This window comes from Streptomyces violens (genome assembly GCF_000717745.1).
In the GTDB taxonomy this organism is placed as follows: Bacteria; Actinomycetota; Actinomycetes; order Streptomycetales; family Streptomycetaceae; genus Streptomyces; species Streptomyces violens.
The window spans coordinates 431070-451163 of sequence record NZ_JOBH01000001.1; the positions used below are offsets into that span (position 1 = coordinate 431070).

The following is a 20094-nucleotide window of genomic DNA, read 5'->3' on the forward strand; positions in this document are numbered from 1 at the left end:
GGCTGAGCACTTATGACAGGTATCAAGCTTGCGGTGGTCGGCGGAGGATCGACCTACACCCCCGAACTCATCGATGGTTTCGCGCGGTTGCGGGACGTGCTGCCGGTGGACGAGTTGGTACTCGTCGATCCGGCGGCGGACCGGCTGGAGCTGGTGGGCGGGCTGGCCCGGCGGATCTTCGCCAAGCAGGGGCATCCGGGCCGGATCAGCTGGACGGGCGACCTGGACGTCGGCGTGGACGGCGCGGACGCGGTACTGCTCCAGCTGCGCGTCGGCGGGCAGGCGGCGCGCAACGAGGACGAGACCTGGCCGCTGGAGTGCGGCTGCGTGGGCCAGGAGACGACGGGCGCGGGCGGGCTCGCCAAGGCGCTGCGTACGGTCCCGGTGGTGCTCGACATCGCCGAGCGGGTCCGCCGCCGCACCCCGGACGCCTGGATCGTCGACTTCACCAACCCGGTCGGGATCGTGACGCGGGCGCTGCTCACCGCCGGGCACAAAGCGGTCGGGCTCTGCAACGTGGCGATCGGATTCCAGCGGAAGTTCGCACGGCTGCTGGACGTGGCGCCGCAGGACGTCCAGCTCGAACACGTCGGGCTGAACCACCTGACCTGGGAGCGGGCCGTACGCGTCGGCGGCGAGGACGTACTGCCGAAGCTGATCGCCGAGCACGGGGACGCGATCGCCGCCGATCTGCACATGCCGCGCACCCTGGTCGAGCGCCTCGGCGTGGTGCCCTCGTACTACCTGCGCTACTACTACCAGCACGACGAGGTCGTACGGGAGTTGCGCACCAAGCCGTCGCGCGCCGCGGAGGTCGCCGCGATGGAGCAGGAGCTTCTCGCGCTGTACGGGGACCCGGCGCTGGACGAGAAGCCGGAGCTGCTGGGCAAGCGGGGCGGCGCGTATTACTCGGAGGCGGCCGTCGCCCTCACCTCCTCCCTGCTGCGCGACACGGGGGACGTGCAGGTGGTGAACGCGCTGAACAACGGGACGCTGCCGTTCCTGCCGGACGACGCGGTGATCGAGGTACCGGCCACGGTGGGTGCCCGGGGCGCGGTGCCGGTGCCGGTACGCCCGTTGGAGCCGCTGTACGCCGGTTTGGTCGCAGGCGTCACGGCGTACGAGCATCTGGCGCTGGAGGCGGCCCTGAAGGGCGGCCGGGACCGGGTCTTCGAGGCGCTGCTCGCACACCCCCTCATCGGCCAGCTCGACCACGCGGACCGCCTGACCGACGAGCTGCTCGCACACAACCGGGAGCACCTGGCGTGGGCGTGAACGGGGGAACGGACGGGGGCGGGGCGGGCTCGGCGGACCGGGCGCGGGCCGGCGGCGAGGGGCGCGAGGGCCGGGCGGCGCGCCCAGAGCCGCGCGCCTACGGGGCGAATCGAACTACCCCGTCCCCCCAGCAGGGGGTTACCCAAGGGGGGCGGCGCGAGAACGTCTCGTGCGGGTGCGAGAACGTCCCGTGCGGGGTGGCGCTGCTCGCCGTGGACGCCGGGAACAGCAAGACGGACGTGGCCGTGGTCGGCGCCGACGGGGCGGTGCTCGGCGCGGCCCGCGGTGGCGGCTTCCGGCCGCCTTCCGTCGGCGGTGACCGGGCCGTCGCCGACCTGGCCGTGACCGTGGAACGCGCGCTGGCGCAGGCCGGTCTCCACCGCGTCGCGCACCTCACCGCCTGCCTCGCCAACGCCGACCTCCCCGTGGAGGAGGCACAGCTCACCGAGCTCCTCGCGGCGCGCGGCCGGTCGGACACGGTGACCGTCGCCAACGACACCTTCGCGCTGCTGCGGGCCGGGCTGCCGGACGGCGGCCCGCACACCGGCGTCGCGGTGGTCTGCGGGGCCGGTATCAACTGTTCGGGGCTCGGCCCGGACGGCCGTACCGCGCGCTTCCCCGCCATCGGCCGCCTCTCCGGCGACTGGGGCGGCGGCGGGCACCTCGCCGAGGAGGCGCTGTGGTGGGCGGCGCGGGCCGAGGACGGGCGGGGCGCGCCCAGCGCCCTCGCGGACCGGCTGCCCGCGCACTTCGGGCTGTCCGGGATGCCGGAGCTGATCGAGGCGCTGCACCTGGGGGACGTACCGGCCGAGCGCCGCCATGAACTGGTACCGGTGCTCTTCGCGGTGGCCGCCGAGGGGGACGACGTGGCGCGGGCCCTCGTGGCGCGCCAGGCCGAGGAGATCGTCCTCATGGCCACGGTCGCGCTGCGCCGCCTGGATCTCCTGGACGAGCCGGTACCGGTGGTCCTCGGCGGCGGGGTACTGGCGGCCCGCCACCCGGTGCTGCACGAGGCGGTGCTCGCGCTGCTCGCCGAGCGCGCCCCGAAGGCGGTACCGGAGGTGGTCACCGCTCCCCCGGTACTCGGCGCCGCCCTGCTGGCCCTGGACGAGACGGGCGCGCCTGCCTCCGCGTACGCCCGCCTGCGCGCCCAGTACGCCTGAAGCCGATCACGGCTGACGTCGCTCACGCCCGACAGCCAGTGGCTGGCGCCGGGCGGTCCACACCGTCCGTTCAGTCCGCACAGCGAGGTCGTCGCGGTGCAGGACGCTGTGCGGTCCGTCGCTGTCGATCAGGGCGTCGAGCGTGGCCAGGTCGTCGGCGTCGGCCCGGCCGTCGAGCGCGGTACGCATCCGGCCCAGCACCGCCCGGGCGTACCGGCCGGTGGCCGCGGGCAGCGGCGGGACCAGCTCGACGGTGTACGGCCGCTCGGCCTCGTCGGTGAACCCGGCCCGGGACAGCAGCGGGCCCCAGTCGGCGCCCAGGTGCGGCATCGTCTCGGCGTGAACACTCGCCAGCGCGGCGCGGCAGCGGGCTTCCAGACCCGGGCGCCCGATGCCGAGATCGTGGGGCAGGAAGTACGGGACGCCGGCCATCTCGATCACGGCCAGCAGCCCGCCCGGGGCGAGCGCGGCGAACGCCTCGCGCAGCGCGCGGTCGGGGTCGCTCATGTGGTGCAGGGCCCCCGCCGCCCACACCAGGTCCACGCCTCCGAAGTCCGGCCACGCCGCGTCCAGATCGGCCTCGACGGTGCGCACCCGGTCCGCCACGCCAAGCTCGCGGGCCCGGCCCCGGAGGTGCTGCAGGAGCCGCGGGGAGGCGTCGACGGCGATCGCCTCGGCGTCCTCGAAGCGCCGGAGCAACGCGAAGGTTCCGGTACCGGTCCCGCTGCCCAGGTCCAGAATCCGGCGCACGGGCCGGTCCTCCGCCGATTCCGCGGTCAGGTCCGCCAGCCGGCCGGTCACCTCGGTGAGGTGCGCGTGCAGGACCTCGCCCTCCAGGTCGAGCAGCTCGGCGACGAACGGCTCGCCGTGTTCAGAAGCGTCGTGTGCAGAAGTGTCGTGTTCAGCAGCGTGGTGTTCATGCGCGTGGGGTGCCATGTCTCGACCGTACGACCACCTTGCCGTACCGACATACCATCTTGCCCATGACGCAAGAAGATGAGGATCTGGACGTCCTCGTGCGCAAGCGGATCAGGGGCCTGAGGGTCGCCATGGGCTGGTCGCTCGACGATCTGGCCGCCCGTTGTTACCTGAGTCCCTCGACTCTGAGCCGTATCGAGACGGGTCACCGGCGGATCAGCCTGGATCAGCTCACGGCGATCGCCCGGGCCCTGGGCACCACGCTGGACCAGCTCGTGGAGTCCGCCACCGACGACGTGATCATCAGGCCGCAGCACCACGCGGCACGCGGGCTGACCACCTGGATGCTGAAGCGGGACCCCGGCGTCACCGTCGCCAGGCTGCGCCTCACGGAGCCGGCCCCGACCGGCAGCGGCGCGCTCAAGGCCCACCCGGGGCAGGACTGGTTCACCGTACTGTCCGGGACCGTCGTCCTGCTGCTGGGGGACCGCAGGATCGTCGTCGAGGAGGGGCAGGCGGCCGAGTTCTCCACGATGGTTCCGCACGCGTTCGGCGCGCAGGGCGGCCCGGCGGAGATCCTCGGCATCTTCGACCACGACGGACAGCGCACCCATCTGCGGTCCGCCCACTGAGAGACGAGCCGTCGGCGGCCGGCAGACGACGGCAGGCCGGCAGCCGGCTCAGTCGTCCAGCGGCAGTGCCAGATCCCGTACGTGACCGGCGAGCAGCTCCACCGCGGCGTCCACCGCGGCCGCCTGGTCCCGCTCCCGGATCGCCTCGACGAGGAGGTGGTGCGGGTCGGCAGGGGCGGCCGTCGCGGTGTCCAGGCAGGCGGCGCGGCGGAGCTCCGCGCGGAGGGCGGTGCTCAGCGAGCGGTAGATGTCGGCCAGTACGGGATTGGCGCTCGCCTCGGCGACCAGGACGTGGAAGTCGGCGTCGGCGGCGGTGAAGGCCTCGTCCTCGTGCGCCGCGAGCGCGGCCCGGCGCCGGCCCAGCGCCGCCTCTATGGCGGCGAGCTGGGCGTCCGTGCGGTGCCGTGCGGCCTGCCGTGCCGCGATCACGTCCAGGCCCTGCCGGACCTGTGTGACATGGGTCAGCTCGGCGCGCTCCAGGCGGCGGCGGAGCGCCACCGCGCTGTCGTCGTCGGAGAGGACGAACGTGCCGTCGCCCTGCCGGGTCTCCAGCAGTCCGGAGTGCACGAGGGCGCGGATGGCCTCCCGTACGGAGGCCCGGCTCACCTGGAGCGTCTCGGAGAGGGCGCTTTCGGGCGGGATGCGGCTGCCCACCGGCCAGATCCCCTTGAGGATCTGTTCCCGGATCTCGTCGGTCGCGGTCTCCACCAGCGACACCCTGCGTATCGTCCGCACCGCACCGCTCCATTTCCCAGGTCACCTGACGTCAGGCAACTTTAGCCAGCCCGGCCGGCGCCCGGCTGCCCCTTGGGAGAAGCCGGGGAACCGAACACCGTACGAATGCGTGAAGGGAGGCAACGGGGGCGAGAGGTGCGGGGCGCCGGGCCACGGGGCTCGAACGAGATCCCGATACGAACAAGATCCAGGCAATACCGGTGTGGTGGTCGGCCCCTGCAGCCATACTGCTGGCGGTGCACCCCTGCCCGCGGCGCGGGCCGCGGGGCACGGCCAGCGACCGAGGGGGAGGTTCCGTGTCATATCCGCCGACCGGCAGCGCGGCACCGCCCGCGCCCGCAGCGCCTCCCGGACCGGACACGACCACACCGGGCATGACCGCACCGGAGCCGTCCGCTCCGCCACCGCCCTCCGGCGAGCGCGCCGTATGGACCGAGGCGCTGCGCCGGCTGCGCGCCGCGATGCTCACCGAGCCGGGCCGGCTGCGCTTCATCGGTGCCGTACTGGCCGCGCTGGTCGTGCTGTTCGGCGCCATGACGGCCTGGCAGGTGGCGGACCGGTCGGCCGCCGCCGACGACGTCCTGGGGAGCAGCCAGCCGCTGAGCCGGGACGCGGCCGACATCTACCGCTCGCTCGCGGACGCCGACACCACGGCGGCCGGCGGCTTCCTGGCCGGCGAGCGGGAGAGCGCGGACAGCCGGCGGCGCTACAAGGACGACATCTCCACCGCCGCCAGGCTGCTGGTCCGCGCCTCCGCCAACTCCCGGGGCTCGGAGACGGCCCGGGACCGGATCGAGCGGCTGAACGACGGCCTGCCGCGGTACACGGGCCTGGTGGAGACGGCGCGGATGTACAACCGGCAGGGCCTGCCGGTGGGCGGCGCGTACCTCCAGTACGCCAACAACCTGATGCGCACCCAACTGCTGCCCGCCGCCCAGGAGCTCTACGACGCCGAGACCGCCCGGCTCGACGGCGACTACGAGGACGCCAGGGCCTGGCCCTGGGTCGCGGTGGCCGCCGGTGTGCTGGCGCTCGGCGCGCTCGGCTGGGCGCAGCGGCGCAACTACCGGCGCACGAACCGGGTGTTCAACCAGGGGCTGCTGATCGCCACCACCGCCTCCATAGGCGTCCTGCTGTGGATGACGGCCGGGCACGCCTTCGCGCGTGCGGGGCTCGACGACTCCATCGAGCACGGCGTGAAGTCCCTGCGGGTGCTCAACGAGGCGCGGATCGCGACACTGCAGGCGCGCGGCGACGAGAACCTCACGCTGGTGGCGCGCGGCGGCAAGGTGACCGCGGACCAGCGGGACTTCTACGAGGTCGAGTACGCCTCCGGCATGAAGACGCTGGCGGGTGACGGGAAGGGCGCGGAGGACCGGGCGGGCGGCAAGCTGGCGGAGGCGCTGGCCCTGGCGGACGACGCGGAGGGCCGCGCGCCGGTGCAGGAGGCGCTGGCGAACGTACGGGAGTGGCGCGCGCGGCACGCCGAGGCGCGCGCGGAGAACGACCAGGGCGACTACGAAGGCGCGCTGGCGAAGGTGATCGGGAAGGACCGGCCCACGAAGGAGTCCTTCGACAAGGTGGACGCGGCGCTGAAGCGGGCGCTCGAGCACGAGCAGGCCGAGTTCCACGATGCGGCGCGGGGCGGCCGGCACGCGCTGGACGGGCTCGCCGTGGGAGCGGCGGTGCTGGCCGTGCTGGCGGCGGCCGGTGCGGTGCTGGGCATCGGCCGCAGGCTGTCGGAGTACCGGTGACGAGGGCAGGGATGAGCATGCGCGCGCGAATGGCGGACCTCGGGTCAGCGCTGGCTCCGGTGGCCGCCGGCATGGGCGTGATGGCCGCGGCCGCCGCGGTGCTGGTGCCGGTGCTCAGCAGCGCCCCCGCCGTGCCGCACGACCCGCCGCTCCCCGCGCCGCCCCGCGCCGCGTCGGCCGCGCCCGCCGCCGCGGGCTGCACGGAGGAGAACGCGGCGGAGAGCCTGCGGCCGTCCCCCGCCGACGGCGACGCGGTGAAGCGGATCAAGAAGGCGGGCGTCCTGGTCGTCGGCGTCGACCAGAACAGCTACCGCTGGGGCTACCGGGACCCGGACAACCCGAAGAACCTCATCGGCTTCGACATCGACCTGGCGAAGGCCATCGCCCGGGACATCCTCGGGCCCGACCCGGACATCGTGTACCGCGCCATCCCCACCAACCAGCGCATCGACGCCGTGAAGCAGCGCAAGGTGGACATGGTCGTGCGGACGATGACGATCAACTGCGAGCGCAAGAAGGACGTCGCCTTCTCCACCGCCTACTTCAAGGCCGGCCAGCAGGTGCTCGCGCCCAAGAGGTCGTCGATCGACGCGTTCGACGACTCGCTGCGGGGAAAGAAGATCTGCACGGCGAAGGGATCAACGGGCGAGCAGGAACTGGACGGTGAGGATCACGGCGCGACGGTCATGACCGTGCCGAACCAGCTCGACTGCCTGGTGCGGCTGCAGCTGGGCGAGGCCGACGCCGTCGTGACGGACAGCGCGCTGGCCGCCGGACAGGCCGCGCAGGACCCGGCCGTGGAGCTCAAGGGCGAGCCGTTCAGCACGGACCTGTACGGCGTCGCCATGAACAAGGAGGACGAGGACCTGGTGCGGCGGGTGAACAAGGTGCTGGAGGACTACCGCGCGGGCGGCGCCGACAGCCCCTGGACGACCGCGTACGACAAGTGGCTCAAGGCCGACCTGCCGGGCGTCTCCGGGCCGCCGGCGCCCCAGTACAGCGACTGAAAGGCCCGGCCGGACGGCCGGTCGCCCGCAGCGCACCGCACGCACTCTGGAGAGGTGATCGATGGGGGTCCCTGGACCCGCCCCGGCCATGAGCCGCGACGAGGTGGACCGCGCCCTCGGCAGGCTCGGCGCCGAGCACGAAGCGATCGAGACCTCGCTGCTGGCGCTGCAGGACCATGCCGGCCGCCGCCTCCTGGAGGGCGCCGAGCTGACCGGTGTCACCAAGGACCGCTGGGCGACCGCCGAGCAGCGGATCACGGTGCTCTGGGCGCACTTCGAGGCGTACAGCGCGGCGCTGGAGGCCGCCCGTGAGCTGCGCGCCCGCCGCCGCTGGCTCTCCCCGGAGGACCTGGCCACCCTCACCGACATGCTGCGCGGCAACGGCGTCACGGTCTCCGGCGCCGCCGTCGGCAGCCTCACCGAACTCAGCGAACAGCTCAGCCTGGAGGCGCTGGTCGACCGGATGAACGGGCTGTACGCGCGAGCGCTGGACGTCATCGTCAGCGCCGACTCCGTATGGACCGCGCTGCCCGCCCGGATCGACCTGCTCGCCGCCGAACTGCGCCGCACCCGCTCCCTCGCGCACTCCGTCGGCGTCCGCCCCGGCGAGCACCCCTCCGGTGACGACCTGGAGCAGATCACCGAGGAGCTGACCCGGCTGCGCGCCGAGGTGCTCACCGACCCGCTCGCCTTCTGGGTGCCCGCCACCGACGCCAGCGCCGCGCCCGGCGGCGGCCGTCCGGACACCGAGCGGTACGACCGCGCGGCCCGCGCCCTGGAGGACGTGCGGCGCGAGATCGAGGCGGTCCTCGCGGTGCGGCAGGACGCCGAGCGGCGGCTGATGCTCGTGCGCGACCTGCTCTCGCGCGCGGACCGCACGCTCACCGAGGCGCGGGAGGCGCGCGGCGAGGTGCTGGCGAAGATCGCCGCATCCGAAGTACCGGCCGTCTCGGGCCCGTCGGCCGCCCTCCACGAGCAGCTCGCCACCGCCGCCGAGTACCGCAGACGCGCCCAGTGGCACCTGCTGTCGCCGCTGCTGGAGAGCCTGGAGGAGCGCGCCGAGGACGAGCTGCTGCGCGCCCGCGAGTCGCTGACCGCGGTGACCGCGCCGCTGGCCGTCCGCGCCGAGCTGCGCGGCCGCCTCGACGCGTACAAGGCGAAGACGGCGCGGCACGGCCTGGCCGAGGACCCGCTGCTGATCGAGCGGTACGACATCGCCCGCCGGATGCTGTGGAGCGCGCCCTGCGACCTGCGCGCCGCCGAGCACGCCGTACTGCGCTACCAGCAGGCGGCGGCCGAGGCGCTGGCGGCCGGGCAGCCGGACCGCGAGGGGGAGTCATGACCGGCGAGCCGGGCGAGAAGTACGAGAAGGACGAGAAGTACGAGAAGGACACAGTCTGCCAGCGGCCGGAGTGCGCCGGCCGCTACGAGGACGTCGGCGGCGGCGAACTGTACTGCGACGTCTGCGGGATGGCGCCGGTCGTCTCGGCGACCGGCATGGTGGCCTCGCCGCCGACCGGCGTGGCGGGCGCCGGCCGCGCCGCCTCCGGGTCCAACGGCTCGCAGAACTCCAGCAGCGCCCGTACGTCGGCTTCCTCCCGCTCCTCCGGCTCCCGCCGTTCCGTCTCCGGGCGCCTCTCGCGCTCCCTGTCCGGCCCGTCGACCCGCTCGGTGTCCGTGCGCAGCGGCAGTTCGGGGCAGAGCTCCGGGTCGAGCTCGGGGCCGGGGCGCGGGCGGCTGGGGGCCGGGCTGGTGGCGGTCCCCGACGTGCCGCGGCCCGATCCGCGCACGGTCGTGCTGGAGAACCCGGAGGTTCCCGAGCGCAAGCGGTTCTGCAGCCGCAGCGACTGCGGGGCGCCGGTGGGCCGGGCGCGCAGCGGACGCCCGGGGCGTACGGAAGGTTTCTGCACCAAGTGCGGCCACCCGTACAGCTTTGTGCCCAAGCTGCGGGCCGGCGACGTGGTGCACGGCCAGTACGAGGTCGCGGGCTGTCTGGCGCACGGCGGGCTGGGCTGGATCTATCTCGCGGTGGACCGCGCGGTCTCCGACCGGTGGGTGGTGCTCAAGGGCCTGCTGGACACCGGTGACGAGGAGGCGCTCGCGGTCGCGGTCTCCGAGCGCCGCTTCCTCGCCGAGATCGAGCACTCCAACATCGTCCGCATCTACAACTTCGTCGAACACCTCGACCAGGCGACCGGCAGCCTCGACGGCTACATCGTCATGGAGTACGTCGGCGGCAAGTCCCTCAAGGAGATCGCCAACGAGCGGCGCACGCCCCAGGGGCGGCGCGACCCGCTCCCGGTCGAGCAGGCGTGCGCGTACGGCATCGAGGCGCTGGAGGCCCTCGGCCACCTGCACAGCCGGAACCTGCTGTACTGCGACTTCAAGGTCGACAACGCCATCCAGCAGAACGACCAGCTCAAGCTGATCGACATGGGCGCGGTCCGCAGGATGGACGACCACGAGAGCGCGATCTACGGCACGGTCGGCTATCAGGCGCCCGAGGTCGCCGAGGTCGGACCGTCCGTCGCCTCCGACCTGTACACGGTCGCGCGCACCCTCGCCGTCCTCACCTTCGACTTCCAGGGCTACACGAACGTTTTCGCGGACTCGCTGCCGGACCCCGAGCACATCGAGGTGTTCCGCCGCTACGAGTCCTTCTACCGGCTGCTCGTACGGGCCACCGACCCCGATCCGGCGCGCCGGTTCGCCTCCGCCGAGGAGATGGCCGAGCAGCTGACCGGCGTGCTGCGCGAGGTCGTCGCACTGCAGACCGGCGAGCAGCGGCCCGCGCTGTCCCAGCTGTTCGGGCCCGAACTGCGGGTGGTCGACACCGAGCTGATGCCCGCGGTGGACGGGGACACCTCGCTGCTCGGCGGGCGGGCCGCGCCGCCCCGCCGCTGGGGCCTGCGGAAGCAGACGGTCGCCGCCCTGCCGGGCGAGGGCCCCTCGGCGGGGCTCGTGGGCACGGCACCGGCCACGCCGTCGATCCCGGCGCAGATGTCGTACGAGGTCTCCCCACTGCCCGGGTACGGCAGCCCGGGTCCGGTACTGCGCACCGTGGACACGGCGGCCACCGTGCTCGCGCTCCCCGCGCCGCGGGTCGACCCCGGCGATCCGAACGCCGGTTTCCTGGCCGGTCTGCTGGCCGCGGCGCCCGCGGAGCTGCTCGTCGCGCTGCGCTCCGCGCCCGCCGACTCCCTGGAGCTGCGGCTGCGCGACCTGCGGGCCCGGCTGGAGATGGCCGACGGGTCGGTGGCCCAAAGAGTGCTGCGGGAGATCGAGACCGATCCGCTGGCCGACTGGGCGTCGGACTGGCGGGTGATCTGGTACCGCGGCCTGGTGGCCCTGGCCACGGGCGACAAGGAGACCGCCGCGCTGTCCTTCGACGCGGTGTACGACGCGTTCCCCGGGGAACCCGCGCCCAAGCTGGCGCTGGGCGTCTGCGCCGAGGTACTGGGCCAGCTCGACAACGCCGCCGAGTACTACCACCTGGTGTGGACCACCGACCACAGCTATGTGAGCGCGGCGTTCGGGCTGGCCCGGGTGCGGCTCGCGACCGGTGACCGCAGCGGCGCGGTGCGTGCCCTGGAGGCCGTACCGGAGTCCTCGATCCACTTCACCGCGGCCCGCATCGCCGCGGTGCGGGCCCGGCTCCGGCAGCGCCCGGCGAGCGACCCGCTGCTGCCCGACCTGCAGGCCGCGGCCCGGCAGATCGAGCGGCTGACGGACTTCGGGCTGGACGCGCAGCGCCGCGAGACACTGACGACGGAGGTACTGGGCTGCGCGCTGGACTGGGTACTGTCCGGGCGCGCCGGGGAACGGCCGACGCCCGGGGCCGTCCCCGTCCTGCTCGGCTGCGAGGTGGACGAGCGCGGGCTGCGCTTCGGCCTGGAGCGGTCCTGCCGGCTGCTCGCCAGGCTGGCTCAGCGCGGTGATGAGAGGATCGAACTGGTGGAGCGGGCCAACCGCTTCCGCCCCAGGACGTGGGTGTGAGATGGCAGTGACAGGTCCTTCCCGGTGCCCGGGATGCGCCGAGCCGCTGGAGCCGGGGGACAACTTCTGCGGTGTGTGCGGTGCGGATGTCTCCGCGGCGGCGCCTGACGACGCGGCGGCCGGGGCGTACGGTGCGGCCGGGGGATACGGGGCGGCTCCGCCGCCTGCTCCCGAGAGCCGGCTCCCGGACGGCTCGGGCGGCGCCGGCGGCGCGGACGGCTCCGGCGGTTCGGACGGTTCGGGCGGTTCGGACGCCGAAGCCGCCGCGGTCGGCGCGGACTCCCCGGCCCCGATGACCGACGCCCCGGCCGACCCCCGTGAGTCCTTCGCCGCGAAGACCTGCGTGGCCTGCCGGACCGGCACGGTCGACCAGGACGGCTACTGCGAGCACTGCGGCCACGCCCAGCCCCGCGAGCGCGACCACTTCGAGCGTGAGCTGGAGCGGGTCGCCGCCGTCAGCGACCGCGGCCACCGCCACCACCGCAACGAGGACTTCTTCACCGTCGCCGGCACCGCGCTGTCCGACGGCTCCCCCGCGGTGCTCGCCGTGGTCTGCGACGGCGTCTCCTCCGCGACCCGGCCCGACGAGGCGTCGCAGGCCGCCGCCGAGACGGCCGCCGAGTCGCTGCTGGCGGCGCTGCCCCGGGAGGCCCACCCGCAGCAGGCCATGCACGACGCGATCCTGGCCGCCGCCAAGTCCGTCGACGCGCTCGCCGAGGAGCCCGACCACCCGCGCGACCCGTACCGTCAGCAGAACGCCCCGGCCTGCACGCTCGTCGCGGCCGTCGTGGCGGCCGGGGTGCTGACCGTCGGCTGGGTCGGCGACAGCCGCGCGTACTGGATCCCCGACGACCGCACCGCGCCCGGTGCCCGGCTCACCGAGGACGACTCCTGGGCCGCACAGATGGTGGCGAACAACCTGATGACGGAGGCCGAGGCGTACTCCGACGAACGGGCCCACGCCATCACCGGCTGGCTGGGCGCCGACGCGTACGAACTGCAGCCGCACACCGCCGCGTTCCGGCCGGACCGCCCGGGCGTGGTCGTGGTGTGCACCGACGGCCTGTGGAACTACACCGAGGCGGCGGCCGAACTGGCGGCGCTGCTGCCCCCGGACGCGGGTGAACGCCCGCTGCACAGCGCACGTACCCTCGTTCGCCACGCTCTGGACAGCGGGGGCCACGACAACGTAACAGTGGCCGTGGTGCCGTTCCCGGTACCCGCGCCCGGGGCAGTATCGGCGTGAGTCACCACAGCAACGCGTAACGCAGTCTGCGCAGTCAGCGCAGGAGAACGGTCCGGCACCTGGGGAGGTGCCGACGGGGGGACGGCCTGGGGTACTTCCGCCCGCCCGCACGCCGACGAGCACGACGGAGCGTCAAGGAGCGGAAGAGATGGCCAACTTCTCGAAGTCCACGGTCCCGCAGTTCTCCGTGGAGGTGTACCAGAACGAGTACCTCCCCGAGGGCGGCCGCGAGGTGAACGCCATCGCCACGGTCACCGCCACCGGCGGCGGCACCTCCGGCGGCCGGCCGCTCGCCGACGCCGCCGGGCAGCCCGCGCCCGCGCCGGGCGGCGCCCCGGACGCCGCCGTGGTCATCATGGTCGACTGCTCCGGCTCCATGGAGTACCCGCCCACCAAGATGCGCAACGCCCGCGACGCCACCGCGGCGGCGATCGACACGCTGCGCGACGGGGTGGCCTTCGCGGTGATCGCCGGCACCCACCAGGCCGCCGAGGTCTACCCCGGCGGCGGCCGCCTCGCGCAGGCGTCGCCCGCCACCCGCGCGCTGGCCAAAGAGGCGCTGCGCAGGCTGCGTTCGGGCGGCGGCACGGCGATCGGCACCTGGCTGCGGCTGGCCGACCGGCTGCTGTACTCCGCGGACGTGGCCATCCGGCACGGCATCCTGCTCACCGACGGCCGCAACGAACACGAGTCGCCCGAGGATCTGCGGGCCACCCTGGACGACTGCGCCGGGCGGTTCACCTGCGACGCGCGCGGGGTGGGCACGGACTGGGAGGTCAAGGAGGTCACCGGCATCGCCTCGGCCCTGCTGGGCAGCGCCGACATCGTCGCCGATCCGGCCGGGCTGACCGCGGACTTCACGCGGATGATGGAGACCGCGATGGGCAAGGAGGTCGCGGACGTGGCCCTGCGGGTGTGGACCCCGCAGGGCGCCGAGATCCGGTTCGTGAAGCAGGTCGCGCCGACGGTCGAGGACCTGACCGGCCGGCGCACCGAGGCCGGGCCGCGGGCCGGTGACTACCCGACCGGCTCCTGGGGCGACGAGTCCCGCGACTACCACGTGTGCGTACGCGTCCCGGACGCCGGCGTCGGCCAGGAGATGCTGGCCGCGCGGGTGGCACTGGTGCTGCCTGCGCCCGGCGGCGGTGCGCCCCGGACGCTCGCGCAGGGCCTGGTACGGGCCGTGTGGACGACCGACATGGCCGCATCGACGCAGATCAACCCGCAGGTGGCGCACTACACGGGGCAGGCGGAACTGGCCCGGGCCATCCAGTCGGGGCTGGATGCCCGTAAGGCCGGAGATGTCGACGGCGCGACCGCCAGGCTGGGCCGGGCCGTGCAGCTGGCGAGTGCCTCCGGGAACGAGGACACTGCGAAACTGCTTGCGAAGGTGGTGGACGTCGTGGACGCGGTGACCGGTACTGTGCGGCTGAAGGCGAAGGTCGCGGAAGCGGACGAGATGACGCTCGAAACGCGCTCTACCAAGACCGTTCGCGTCAAAAAGTGACAAACGAGTGACGAGCTAGACGTAAAACCGTTGGAAGACGGTACGGAGGGGGACATACCGACATGCCGACCTGCCCGAACGGCCACCAGTCAGTGGCCGAAGACTGGTGCGAGGTGTGCGGCCACCGCATGGCGGGCACTGTCGCTCCGCCGCCTCCCCCGCCGGCCGGCTTCCCCGGCGCCCCGGCCCAGCAGCCTCCGCAGCAGGGGGGCTACGGCTTCCCGCCGCCCCCGCCCGGCGCGGGTCACGCCCCCGGGCCCGGCACCGGCCAGTCCGAGCCGTGCCCGCAGTGCGGCACGCCGCGCGAGGCGATGGCGCCGTTCTGCGAGGGGTGCCGGTACAACTTCCTGACGCACTCCTCGACCTCCGCGTCGTACGGGGCGCCCGCGCCGCAGTCCTCGCAGCCGCCCGGCTTCCCGGCCCAGCCCGGCCCGCCGGACCAGTACGAGTACCAGAGCTCGCGGCCCTCGCAGATGAACCGGCCCGCCGAGCCGCTGGGCCCCGGGCAGCAGCCGTTCGGCGCCTACGGTGAAGCGGGCCCGCCGCAGCAGCAGCCCCCGGCCCCGTCCCAGGGCGGCGACGACTGGCTGCTGCCGCCGCCCGGCGGCCATCAGGCACCCCCGCCGCAGGCCCCGCCCGGCCAGCAGGGCCCCCCGCCGCAAGCCCCACCCGGACAGCAGTTCCCGCCCGGTCAGCAGGTTCCGCCGGGTCAGCAGGGGCAGGGCCCGTTCGCGCCGCCCGGGCCGCCCCCGCCGTACGAGCAGTCCGCGCCCCCGGCCCCGCCCGGCCAGTACGAGCAGCAGTCCGGCCAGTACGGGCAGCAGCAGCCGCAGCCCCCGTTCCCGCAGCAGCCGCAGCAGCCTCAGCACGGGCAGACCGGCGAGCAGCCGTGGGCCCCGGGCGGCGAGGCGCCGGGGCAGGCGCCCGCCGGTGCCGGCTGGGTCGCGGTGATCGCTCCGGACCGTGAGTACTTCATGGCGATGATGGGCCGCAGCGGCCCCGAGGCGGCGGGCCTGAACCTCCCCGCCTACTCCCCCGAGCAGCAGCTGCCGCTCGACGGTCAGCAGGTCACGATCGGCCGCCGCCGGCACAGCACGGGCGAGTCGCCGGACATCGACCTGGGGCGCCCGCCGGAGGACCCGGGCGTCTCGCACCAGCACGCGATGCTGGTGCAGCAGCCGGGCGGCGGCTGGGCGGTGGTGGACCAGAACTCCACCAACGGCACGACCGTCAACGGCGGCGAGGACCCGATCCAGCCGTACGTCCCGATCCCGCTCCAGGAGGGCGACCGCGTGCACGTCGGCGCCTGGACGACGATCACGGTCCGGCGGGGCTGAGAGCCTGCGCGCCCGGCTGCGGTCAGTCCCGGCCGGGCAGCGGCCACCGGTGGGGGCCGTCGGGGGCGTCCAGCCACGCCCACTGGCGGTCCCCTTCCACCGTCACGCCGAACCGCGAGCGGTGCGGCCGCCGCTCCGCGCGCCACAGCTCGTACGCGCCGCGCGGGCCCAGCCCCCCGGCGCTCAGCGTGCGGAGGAAGTGGAACCGCTCGTCGCGCAGCGCCTCCCGCGGCAGCGCCGCCGTGGCGGCCCACGTCCCGGCGCGCTCCTCGGACGCGGCTCCGTCCTCGCCCCCGTGCTCACCTTCGGGGGCCGCGCTGCGCAGCCGTACGAAGTACGCCGGGGTGGACAGGAACCGTCCCTCCGCACGCCCCTCCCCCGTCACCCGCAACAGCACCAGCCCCGTGGCCAGCGGCGTGAGGATCAGCCCGCCGGTCCTGCCCTGCGCCACCCACGCCGCGGGCACGGACGGCAGCTGGCAGGTCGCCATGATCCGGTCGAACGGCGCCCGCTCCGGGCAGCCCAGCGCCCCGTCCCCGGTGACCACCGGAGGCCGGTACCCGGCCGCCGCCAGATGCTCCCGCGCCGGCCCGGTGATCTCCTCGTCCAGATCGACCGTGGTGACCCGCTCGTCCCCCAGCCGGTGCGAGAGCAGCGCCGCGTTGTAGCCCGTGCCCGCGCCGATCTCCAGTACCGCGTCACCGTCCCCGACGTGCAGCGCGTCCAGCATCTCCGCCATCAGCGACGGCTGGCTGCTCGAGGAGACCAGCTCCCCGTGGCGCACGTGGGTGGCCAGCGGGCTGTCGGCGTACGCCCCGCGCAGCCACTCCGCCCGGCGCTCCGGATCGGGGTGGTCCGCCGTGCGCCGCTCGTACCCGCCGGCCACGCCCACGTAGTACACCGGCACGAACAGATGCCGGGGCACCTCGGCGAACGCCGCCCGCCAGCGCGGATCCGACAGCCCGCCGCCCATCGTGATCAGCCGCACCAGCCCGGCCCGGGCCGCCGCGGCCTCGACGGCGTACGGATCGCTGCGTGGCTCCGTACCGCTCCGTGGCTCCGTACCGCTCCCGCTCATACCTCCACTGTGCTCCTCGCTCGCGGTCCGACGCCTTCCGGTCCTACGTCTCCCGTACTCGGCCGGTACGTCTGAGACCATGGAAGCGTGAACGAGATTCCGCGCGGCACGCTTCAGGAGCAGACCTTCTACGAGCAGGTCGGTGGCGAGGAGACCTTCCGGCGTCTGGTGCACCGCTTCTACCAGGGCGTCGCGGAGGACCCGCTGCTGCGGCCCATGTACCCGGAGGAGGACCTCGGCCCGGCCGAGGAGCGCCTCGCGCTGTTCCTCATGCAGTACTGGGGCGGTCCCCGGACGTACAGCGACAGCCGCGGCCACCCCCGGCTGCGGATGCGGCACATGCCCTTCACCGTCGACCGCGCGGCGCACGACGCCTGGCTGCGGCACATGCGGGACGCCGTGGACTCCCTGGAGCTGGCGCCCGAACACGAGACGCAGCTGTGGAACTACCTGACGTATGCGGCCGCTTCGATGGTCAACAGCGAGGGCTGAGCACGCACGAGGTGACAGAGGCCGGGCCGCCCATGAGGGCGGCCCGGCCTCTTTCATGCCATGCAGGTGCGCGTCAGGCGGGTGTGATCACGCGGGTGTGACCGACAGCCCTTGGAGCCCGCCCGTACGGACCGCGACCGAGCCGAGCGGCGTACGGAGCCGGAGCCAGCCGCCCGCCGCGAGCAGCGTGTACGGCTCGGGGAGCGGGCCGGTGCCCGTGGCACCGACCGGGGTGCGTACCGGGCGCAGGAAGCCCAGCGACTGCGCGGCGTGCACGGCGCGCAGCGGGAGGTGGGTGTCGCCGACCGTGCGCGACCAGATCTCCCGGCCGATCCGGTCCCGCTCCGCCCGGGTCCGCTGCTCGGGCGGCAACGCCCCGTCGCGGGCCCGGAACTCGGCGACCGAGACCGCGAGCATCCGGCCCAGCGCGTCGGGCGCGGGCAGCCCCGGCACCCGGCGCCAGCCGCCCTGCGGCGGCAGCACCCCGGCCCAGGGCGGGCCGGTGACCTCGGCGGGGACGGTGAGCGTGCCGGCCGCCTCGTCGATGCCGTCGAGCAGTTCGCCGGCCGAGACGGTCGCGTCCAGCTCCACCGGCTCGGCGAGGCGCGCCGTACGGATGGCCAGTACCTCGAAGGACGGCGGCCGGCCGAAGACGGCGAGCACGCCGCCGTCCCCGGCACCGCCGGCGGGGGCCGCCTGGAGGCGCACCGCCGCCGCACGGTCGTAATGCAGCAGCCTGGACAGGAAGGCGGCGAGGTCCGCCGCCTCCCCGTCGTCGGCGAGGCGCAGGACCGTCATGCGGCGACGGCCTCCGACTGCTTGTCCGCGCCGTCAGCGTCGTCAGCGTCGTCCATGTACTCCTGCAGGAACGCCTTCTCCTCGGCCGAGATGCGCCGGGGACGTCCCGCTTCGAGGTCGTAGGGCACCACGACGGTCGAGGCGCGCACGTACAGCGTGTCCTCGTCCTTGACCTCGTACGCGATCGTCAGGGACGCCGCGGTGATCCGGGTCACCCAGGACTCGATGGTCACCGGCGCGTGCCGGTGGACCAGCGGGCGGACGTAGTCGATCTCGTGGCGGGCCACGACGGACCCGCCGGAGAACGACGGGCTGCCGTCCCCCGGCGCCAGCCGGAACATGAAGTCGATCCGCGCCTCTTCGAGGTAGCGCAGGAAGACCACGTTGTTGACGTGGCCGAACGCATCCATGTCCGCCCAGCGCAGCGGGCAGGAGTAGACGTGTCGCACGCGATCAGCCTCAGCCTCGGGTCAGCTTCTTGTAGGTGGCACGGTGCGGACGGGCGGCGTCCGGGCCGAGCCGCTCGATCTTGTTCTTCTCGTACGACTCGAAGTTGCCCTCGAACCAGAACCACTTGGACTCGCCCTCGTACGCCAGGATGTGCGTGGCGACTCGGTCCAGGAACCAGCGGTCGTGGGAGACGACCACGGCGCAGCCCGGGAACTCCAGCAGCGCGTTCTCCAGCGAGGACAGGGTCTCGACGTCGAGGTCGTTGGTCGGCTCGTCGAGGAGGAGCAGGTTGCCGCCCTGCTTGAGCGTGAGCGCCAGGTTGAGGCGGTTTCGCTCACCACCGGACAGCACGCCGGCCGGCTTCTGCTGGTCCGGGCCCTTGAAGCCGAACGCGGAGACGTACGCGCGGGACGGCATCTCGACCTGGCCCACGTTGATGTAGTCCAGCTCGTCCGACACCACGGCCCACAGGGTCTTCTTGGGGTCGATGTTGGCGCGGTTCTGGTCCACGTACGAGATCTTGACCGTGTCGCCGACCTTGATCGAACCGGAGTCCGCGGACTCCAGGCCCTGAATCATCTTGAACAGCGTGGTCTTACCGGCGCCGTTCGGGCCGATGACGCCCACGATGCCGTTACGGGGCAGGCTGAACGACAGGTCGTCGATCAGGACCTTCTCGCCGAACGCCTTGCTGAGGTTCTCGACCTCCACGACGACGTTGCCCAGGCGCGGGCCCGGCGGGATCTGGATCTCCTCGAAGTCCAGCTTCCGGGTCTTCTCGGCCTCGGCCGCCATCTCCTCGTACCGGGTCAGACGGGCCTTGGACTTGGCCTGCCGGCCCTTGGCGTTGGAGCGGACCCAGTCCAGCTCTTCCTTCAGACGCTTCGCACGCTTGGCGTCCTTCTGGCCCTCGACCTTCAGGCGCGTGGCCTTCTTGTCCAGGTACGTGGAGTAGTTGCCCTCGTACGGGTGCGCACGGCCGCGGTCCAGCTCCAGGATCCACTCGGCCACGTTGTCGAGGAAGTACCGGTCGTGGGTGACGGCGACGACGGTGCCGGCGTACTTGGCGAGGTGCTGCTCCAGCCACTGCACGGACTCGGCGTCCAGGTGGTTGGTGGGCTCGTCGAGGAGCAGCAGGTCGGGGGCCTCGAGGAGGAGCTTGCAGAGCGCGACGCGGCGCTTCTCACCACCGGAGAGGTTGGTGACTCCCCAGTCGCCGGGCGGGCAGCCCAGCGCGTCCATCGCCTGCTCCAGCTGCGTGTCCAGGTCCCACGCGTTGGCGTGGTCGAGGTCCTCCTGGAGCTTGCCCATCTCCTCCATCAGCGCGTCGGAGTAGTCGGTCGCCATGAGCTCGGCGACCTCGTTGAAGCGCTTGAGCTTGTCGATGACCTCACGGGCGCCGTCCTGGACGTTCTCCAGGACCGTCTTGGACTCGTCCAGCGGCGGCTCCTGCAGGAGCATGCCGACGCTGTAACCGGGCGACAGGAACGCGTCGCCGTTCGACGGCTGCTCCAGGCCCGCCATGATCTTCAGCACCGTGGACTTACCGGCACCGTTGGGGCCCACGACACCGATCTTCGCCCCCGGCAGGAAGTTCAGGGTGACGTCGTCGAGGATCACCTTGTCGCCGTGCGCCTTGCGCGCCTTGCGCATGGTGTAAATGAACTCAGCCAAGAGAAACCGTCCGCCAGTCTGGATCTGTAAGT

General features: G+C 73.5%; 17 protein-coding genes. 11 read left to right on the top strand and 6 right to left on the bottom strand.

Translation table 11 applies throughout. The features are described from left to right. Window positions 1-21 precede the first annotated feature (21 nt). Window positions 22-1275, top strand: a complete 1254-nt coding sequence (locus IF04_RS0101895; RefSeq protein WP_037958131.1) for a 6-phospho-beta-glucosidase — start codon at window positions 22-24, stop codon at window positions 1273-1275. A 203-nt stretch (window positions 1276-1478) separates the two neighbouring features. Beyond that, the gene (locus IF04_RS0101900) at window positions 1479-2438 is read left to right on the top strand and encodes an N-acetylglucosamine kinase (RefSeq protein WP_030249794.1); all 960 of its coding nucleotides are present in this window, start codon (window positions 1479-1481) and stop codon (window positions 2436-2438) included. A 6-nt stretch (window positions 2439-2444) separates the two neighbouring features. Here the strand turns inward: IF04_RS0101900 and IF04_RS0101905 are convergent, their stop codons facing one another. Then, window positions 2445-3374 carry a class I SAM-dependent methyltransferase gene (locus IF04_RS0101905; protein WP_051830569.1) on the bottom strand — a complete coding sequence of 310 codons (930 nt, stop codon included), beginning with the start codon at window positions 3372-3374 and terminating at the stop codon, window positions 2445-2447. Window positions 3375-3421: 47 nt separating this feature from the next. Here IF04_RS0101905 and IF04_RS0101910 point away from each other — a divergent pair, with 47 nt between their 5' ends. Then, window positions 3422-3988 (top strand): helix-turn-helix domain-containing protein, encoded by a 567-nt coding sequence (locus IF04_RS0101910; RefSeq protein ID WP_030249800.1) that lies wholly within the window; start codon window positions 3422-3424, stop codon window positions 3986-3988. 48 nt (window positions 3989-4036) lie between these two features. Here IF04_RS0101910 and IF04_RS0101915 read toward each other — a convergent pair whose 3' ends face one another. After that, complete coding sequence (locus tag IF04_RS0101915; protein WP_030249804.1) at window positions 4037-4723, bottom strand: FadR/GntR family transcriptional regulator; 687 nt, start codon at window positions 4721-4723, stop codon at window positions 4037-4039. A 296-nt stretch (window positions 4724-5019) separates the two neighbouring features. Here IF04_RS0101915 and IF04_RS0101920 point away from each other — a divergent pair, with 296 nt between their 5' ends. The 7 genes from IF04_RS0101920 to IF04_RS0101950 all read left to right on the top strand — a co-directional run bounded on the left by IF04_RS0101920 (window position 5020) and on the right by IF04_RS0101950 (window position 15570). Beyond that, entirely contained in the window at window positions 5020-6477 is a 1458-nt protein-coding gene (locus IF04_RS0101920) for a hypothetical protein (RefSeq protein ID WP_030249806.1), read from the top strand. A 17-nt stretch (window positions 6478-6494) separates the two neighbouring features. Next, the gene (locus IF04_RS0101925) at window positions 6495-7484 is read left to right on the top strand and encodes a glutamate ABC transporter substrate-binding protein (protein ID WP_078599776.1); all 990 of its coding nucleotides are present in this window, start codon (window positions 6495-6497) and stop codon (window positions 7482-7484) included. Between the two features lie 61 nt (window positions 7485-7545). Further along, complete coding sequence (locus IF04_RS0101930) at window positions 7546-8826, top strand: hypothetical protein (RefSeq protein WP_030249810.1); 1281 nt, start codon at window positions 7546-7548, stop codon at window positions 8824-8826. Continuing rightward, on the top strand, window positions 8823-11480 hold the full coding sequence (locus IF04_RS0101935; protein WP_051830571.1) for a serine/threonine-protein kinase: 2658 nt from the start codon (window positions 8823-8825) through the stop codon (window positions 11478-11480). Before IF04_RS0101930 ends, IF04_RS0101935 begins: the two co-directional genes overlap by 4 nt. A 1-nt stretch (window position 11481) precedes the next feature. Next, the gene (locus IF04_RS0101940) at window positions 11482-12726 is read left to right on the top strand and encodes a protein phosphatase 2C domain-containing protein (RefSeq protein ID WP_030249814.1); all 1245 of its coding nucleotides are present in this window, start codon (window positions 11482-11484) and stop codon (window positions 12724-12726) included. Between the two features lie 148 nt (window positions 12727-12874). Further along, window positions 12875-14233, top strand: coding sequence for a VWA domain-containing protein (locus IF04_RS0101945; protein WP_030249816.1), 1359 nt, complete (start codon window positions 12875-12877; stop codon window positions 14231-14233). A 62-nt stretch (window positions 14234-14295) separates the two neighbouring features. Beyond that, complete coding sequence (locus IF04_RS0101950; RefSeq protein ID WP_030249818.1) at window positions 14296-15570, top strand: FHA domain-containing protein; 1275 nt, start codon at window positions 14296-14298, stop codon at window positions 15568-15570. Window positions 15571-15592: 22 nt separating this feature from the next. Here IF04_RS0101950 and IF04_RS0101955 read toward each other — a convergent pair whose 3' ends face one another. Beyond that, window positions 15593-16648: a methyltransferase domain-containing protein gene (locus IF04_RS0101955; RefSeq protein ID WP_030249820.1), complete on the bottom strand. Its 1056-nt coding sequence runs from the start codon at window positions 16646-16648 to the stop codon at window positions 15593-15595. A gap of 87 nt (window positions 16649-16735) precedes the next feature. Here IF04_RS0101955 and IF04_RS0101960 point away from each other — a divergent pair, with 87 nt between their 5' ends. Then, the gene (locus IF04_RS0101960) at window positions 16736-17140 is read left to right on the top strand and encodes a globin (RefSeq protein ID WP_030249823.1); all 405 of its coding nucleotides are present in this window, start codon (window positions 16736-16738) and stop codon (window positions 17138-17140) included. 87 nt (window positions 17141-17227) lie between these two features. On the opposite strand, the gene IF04_RS0101965 is transcribed toward IF04_RS0101960, so the two are convergent. From IF04_RS0101965 to ettA, 3 genes are read right to left on the bottom strand one after another with little or no spacing between them, the layout of a single operon-like run. Further along, window positions 17228-17938, bottom strand: a complete 711-nt coding sequence (locus IF04_RS0101965) for a DUF8010 domain-containing protein (protein WP_030249826.1) — start codon at window positions 17936-17938, stop codon at window positions 17228-17230. Next, the gene (locus IF04_RS0101970) at window positions 17935-18387 is read right to left on the bottom strand and encodes an acyl-CoA thioesterase (RefSeq protein WP_030249828.1); all 453 of its coding nucleotides are present in this window, start codon (window positions 18385-18387) and stop codon (window positions 17935-17937) included. Before IF04_RS0101970 ends, IF04_RS0101965 begins: the two co-directional genes overlap by 4 nt. 10 nt (window positions 18388-18397) lie before the next feature. Continuing rightward, entirely contained in the window at window positions 18398-20062 is a 1665-nt protein-coding gene (ettA, locus tag IF04_RS0101975) for an energy-dependent translational throttle protein EttA (protein ID WP_078599711.1), read from the bottom strand. Window positions 20063-20094: the final 32 nt, after the last annotated feature.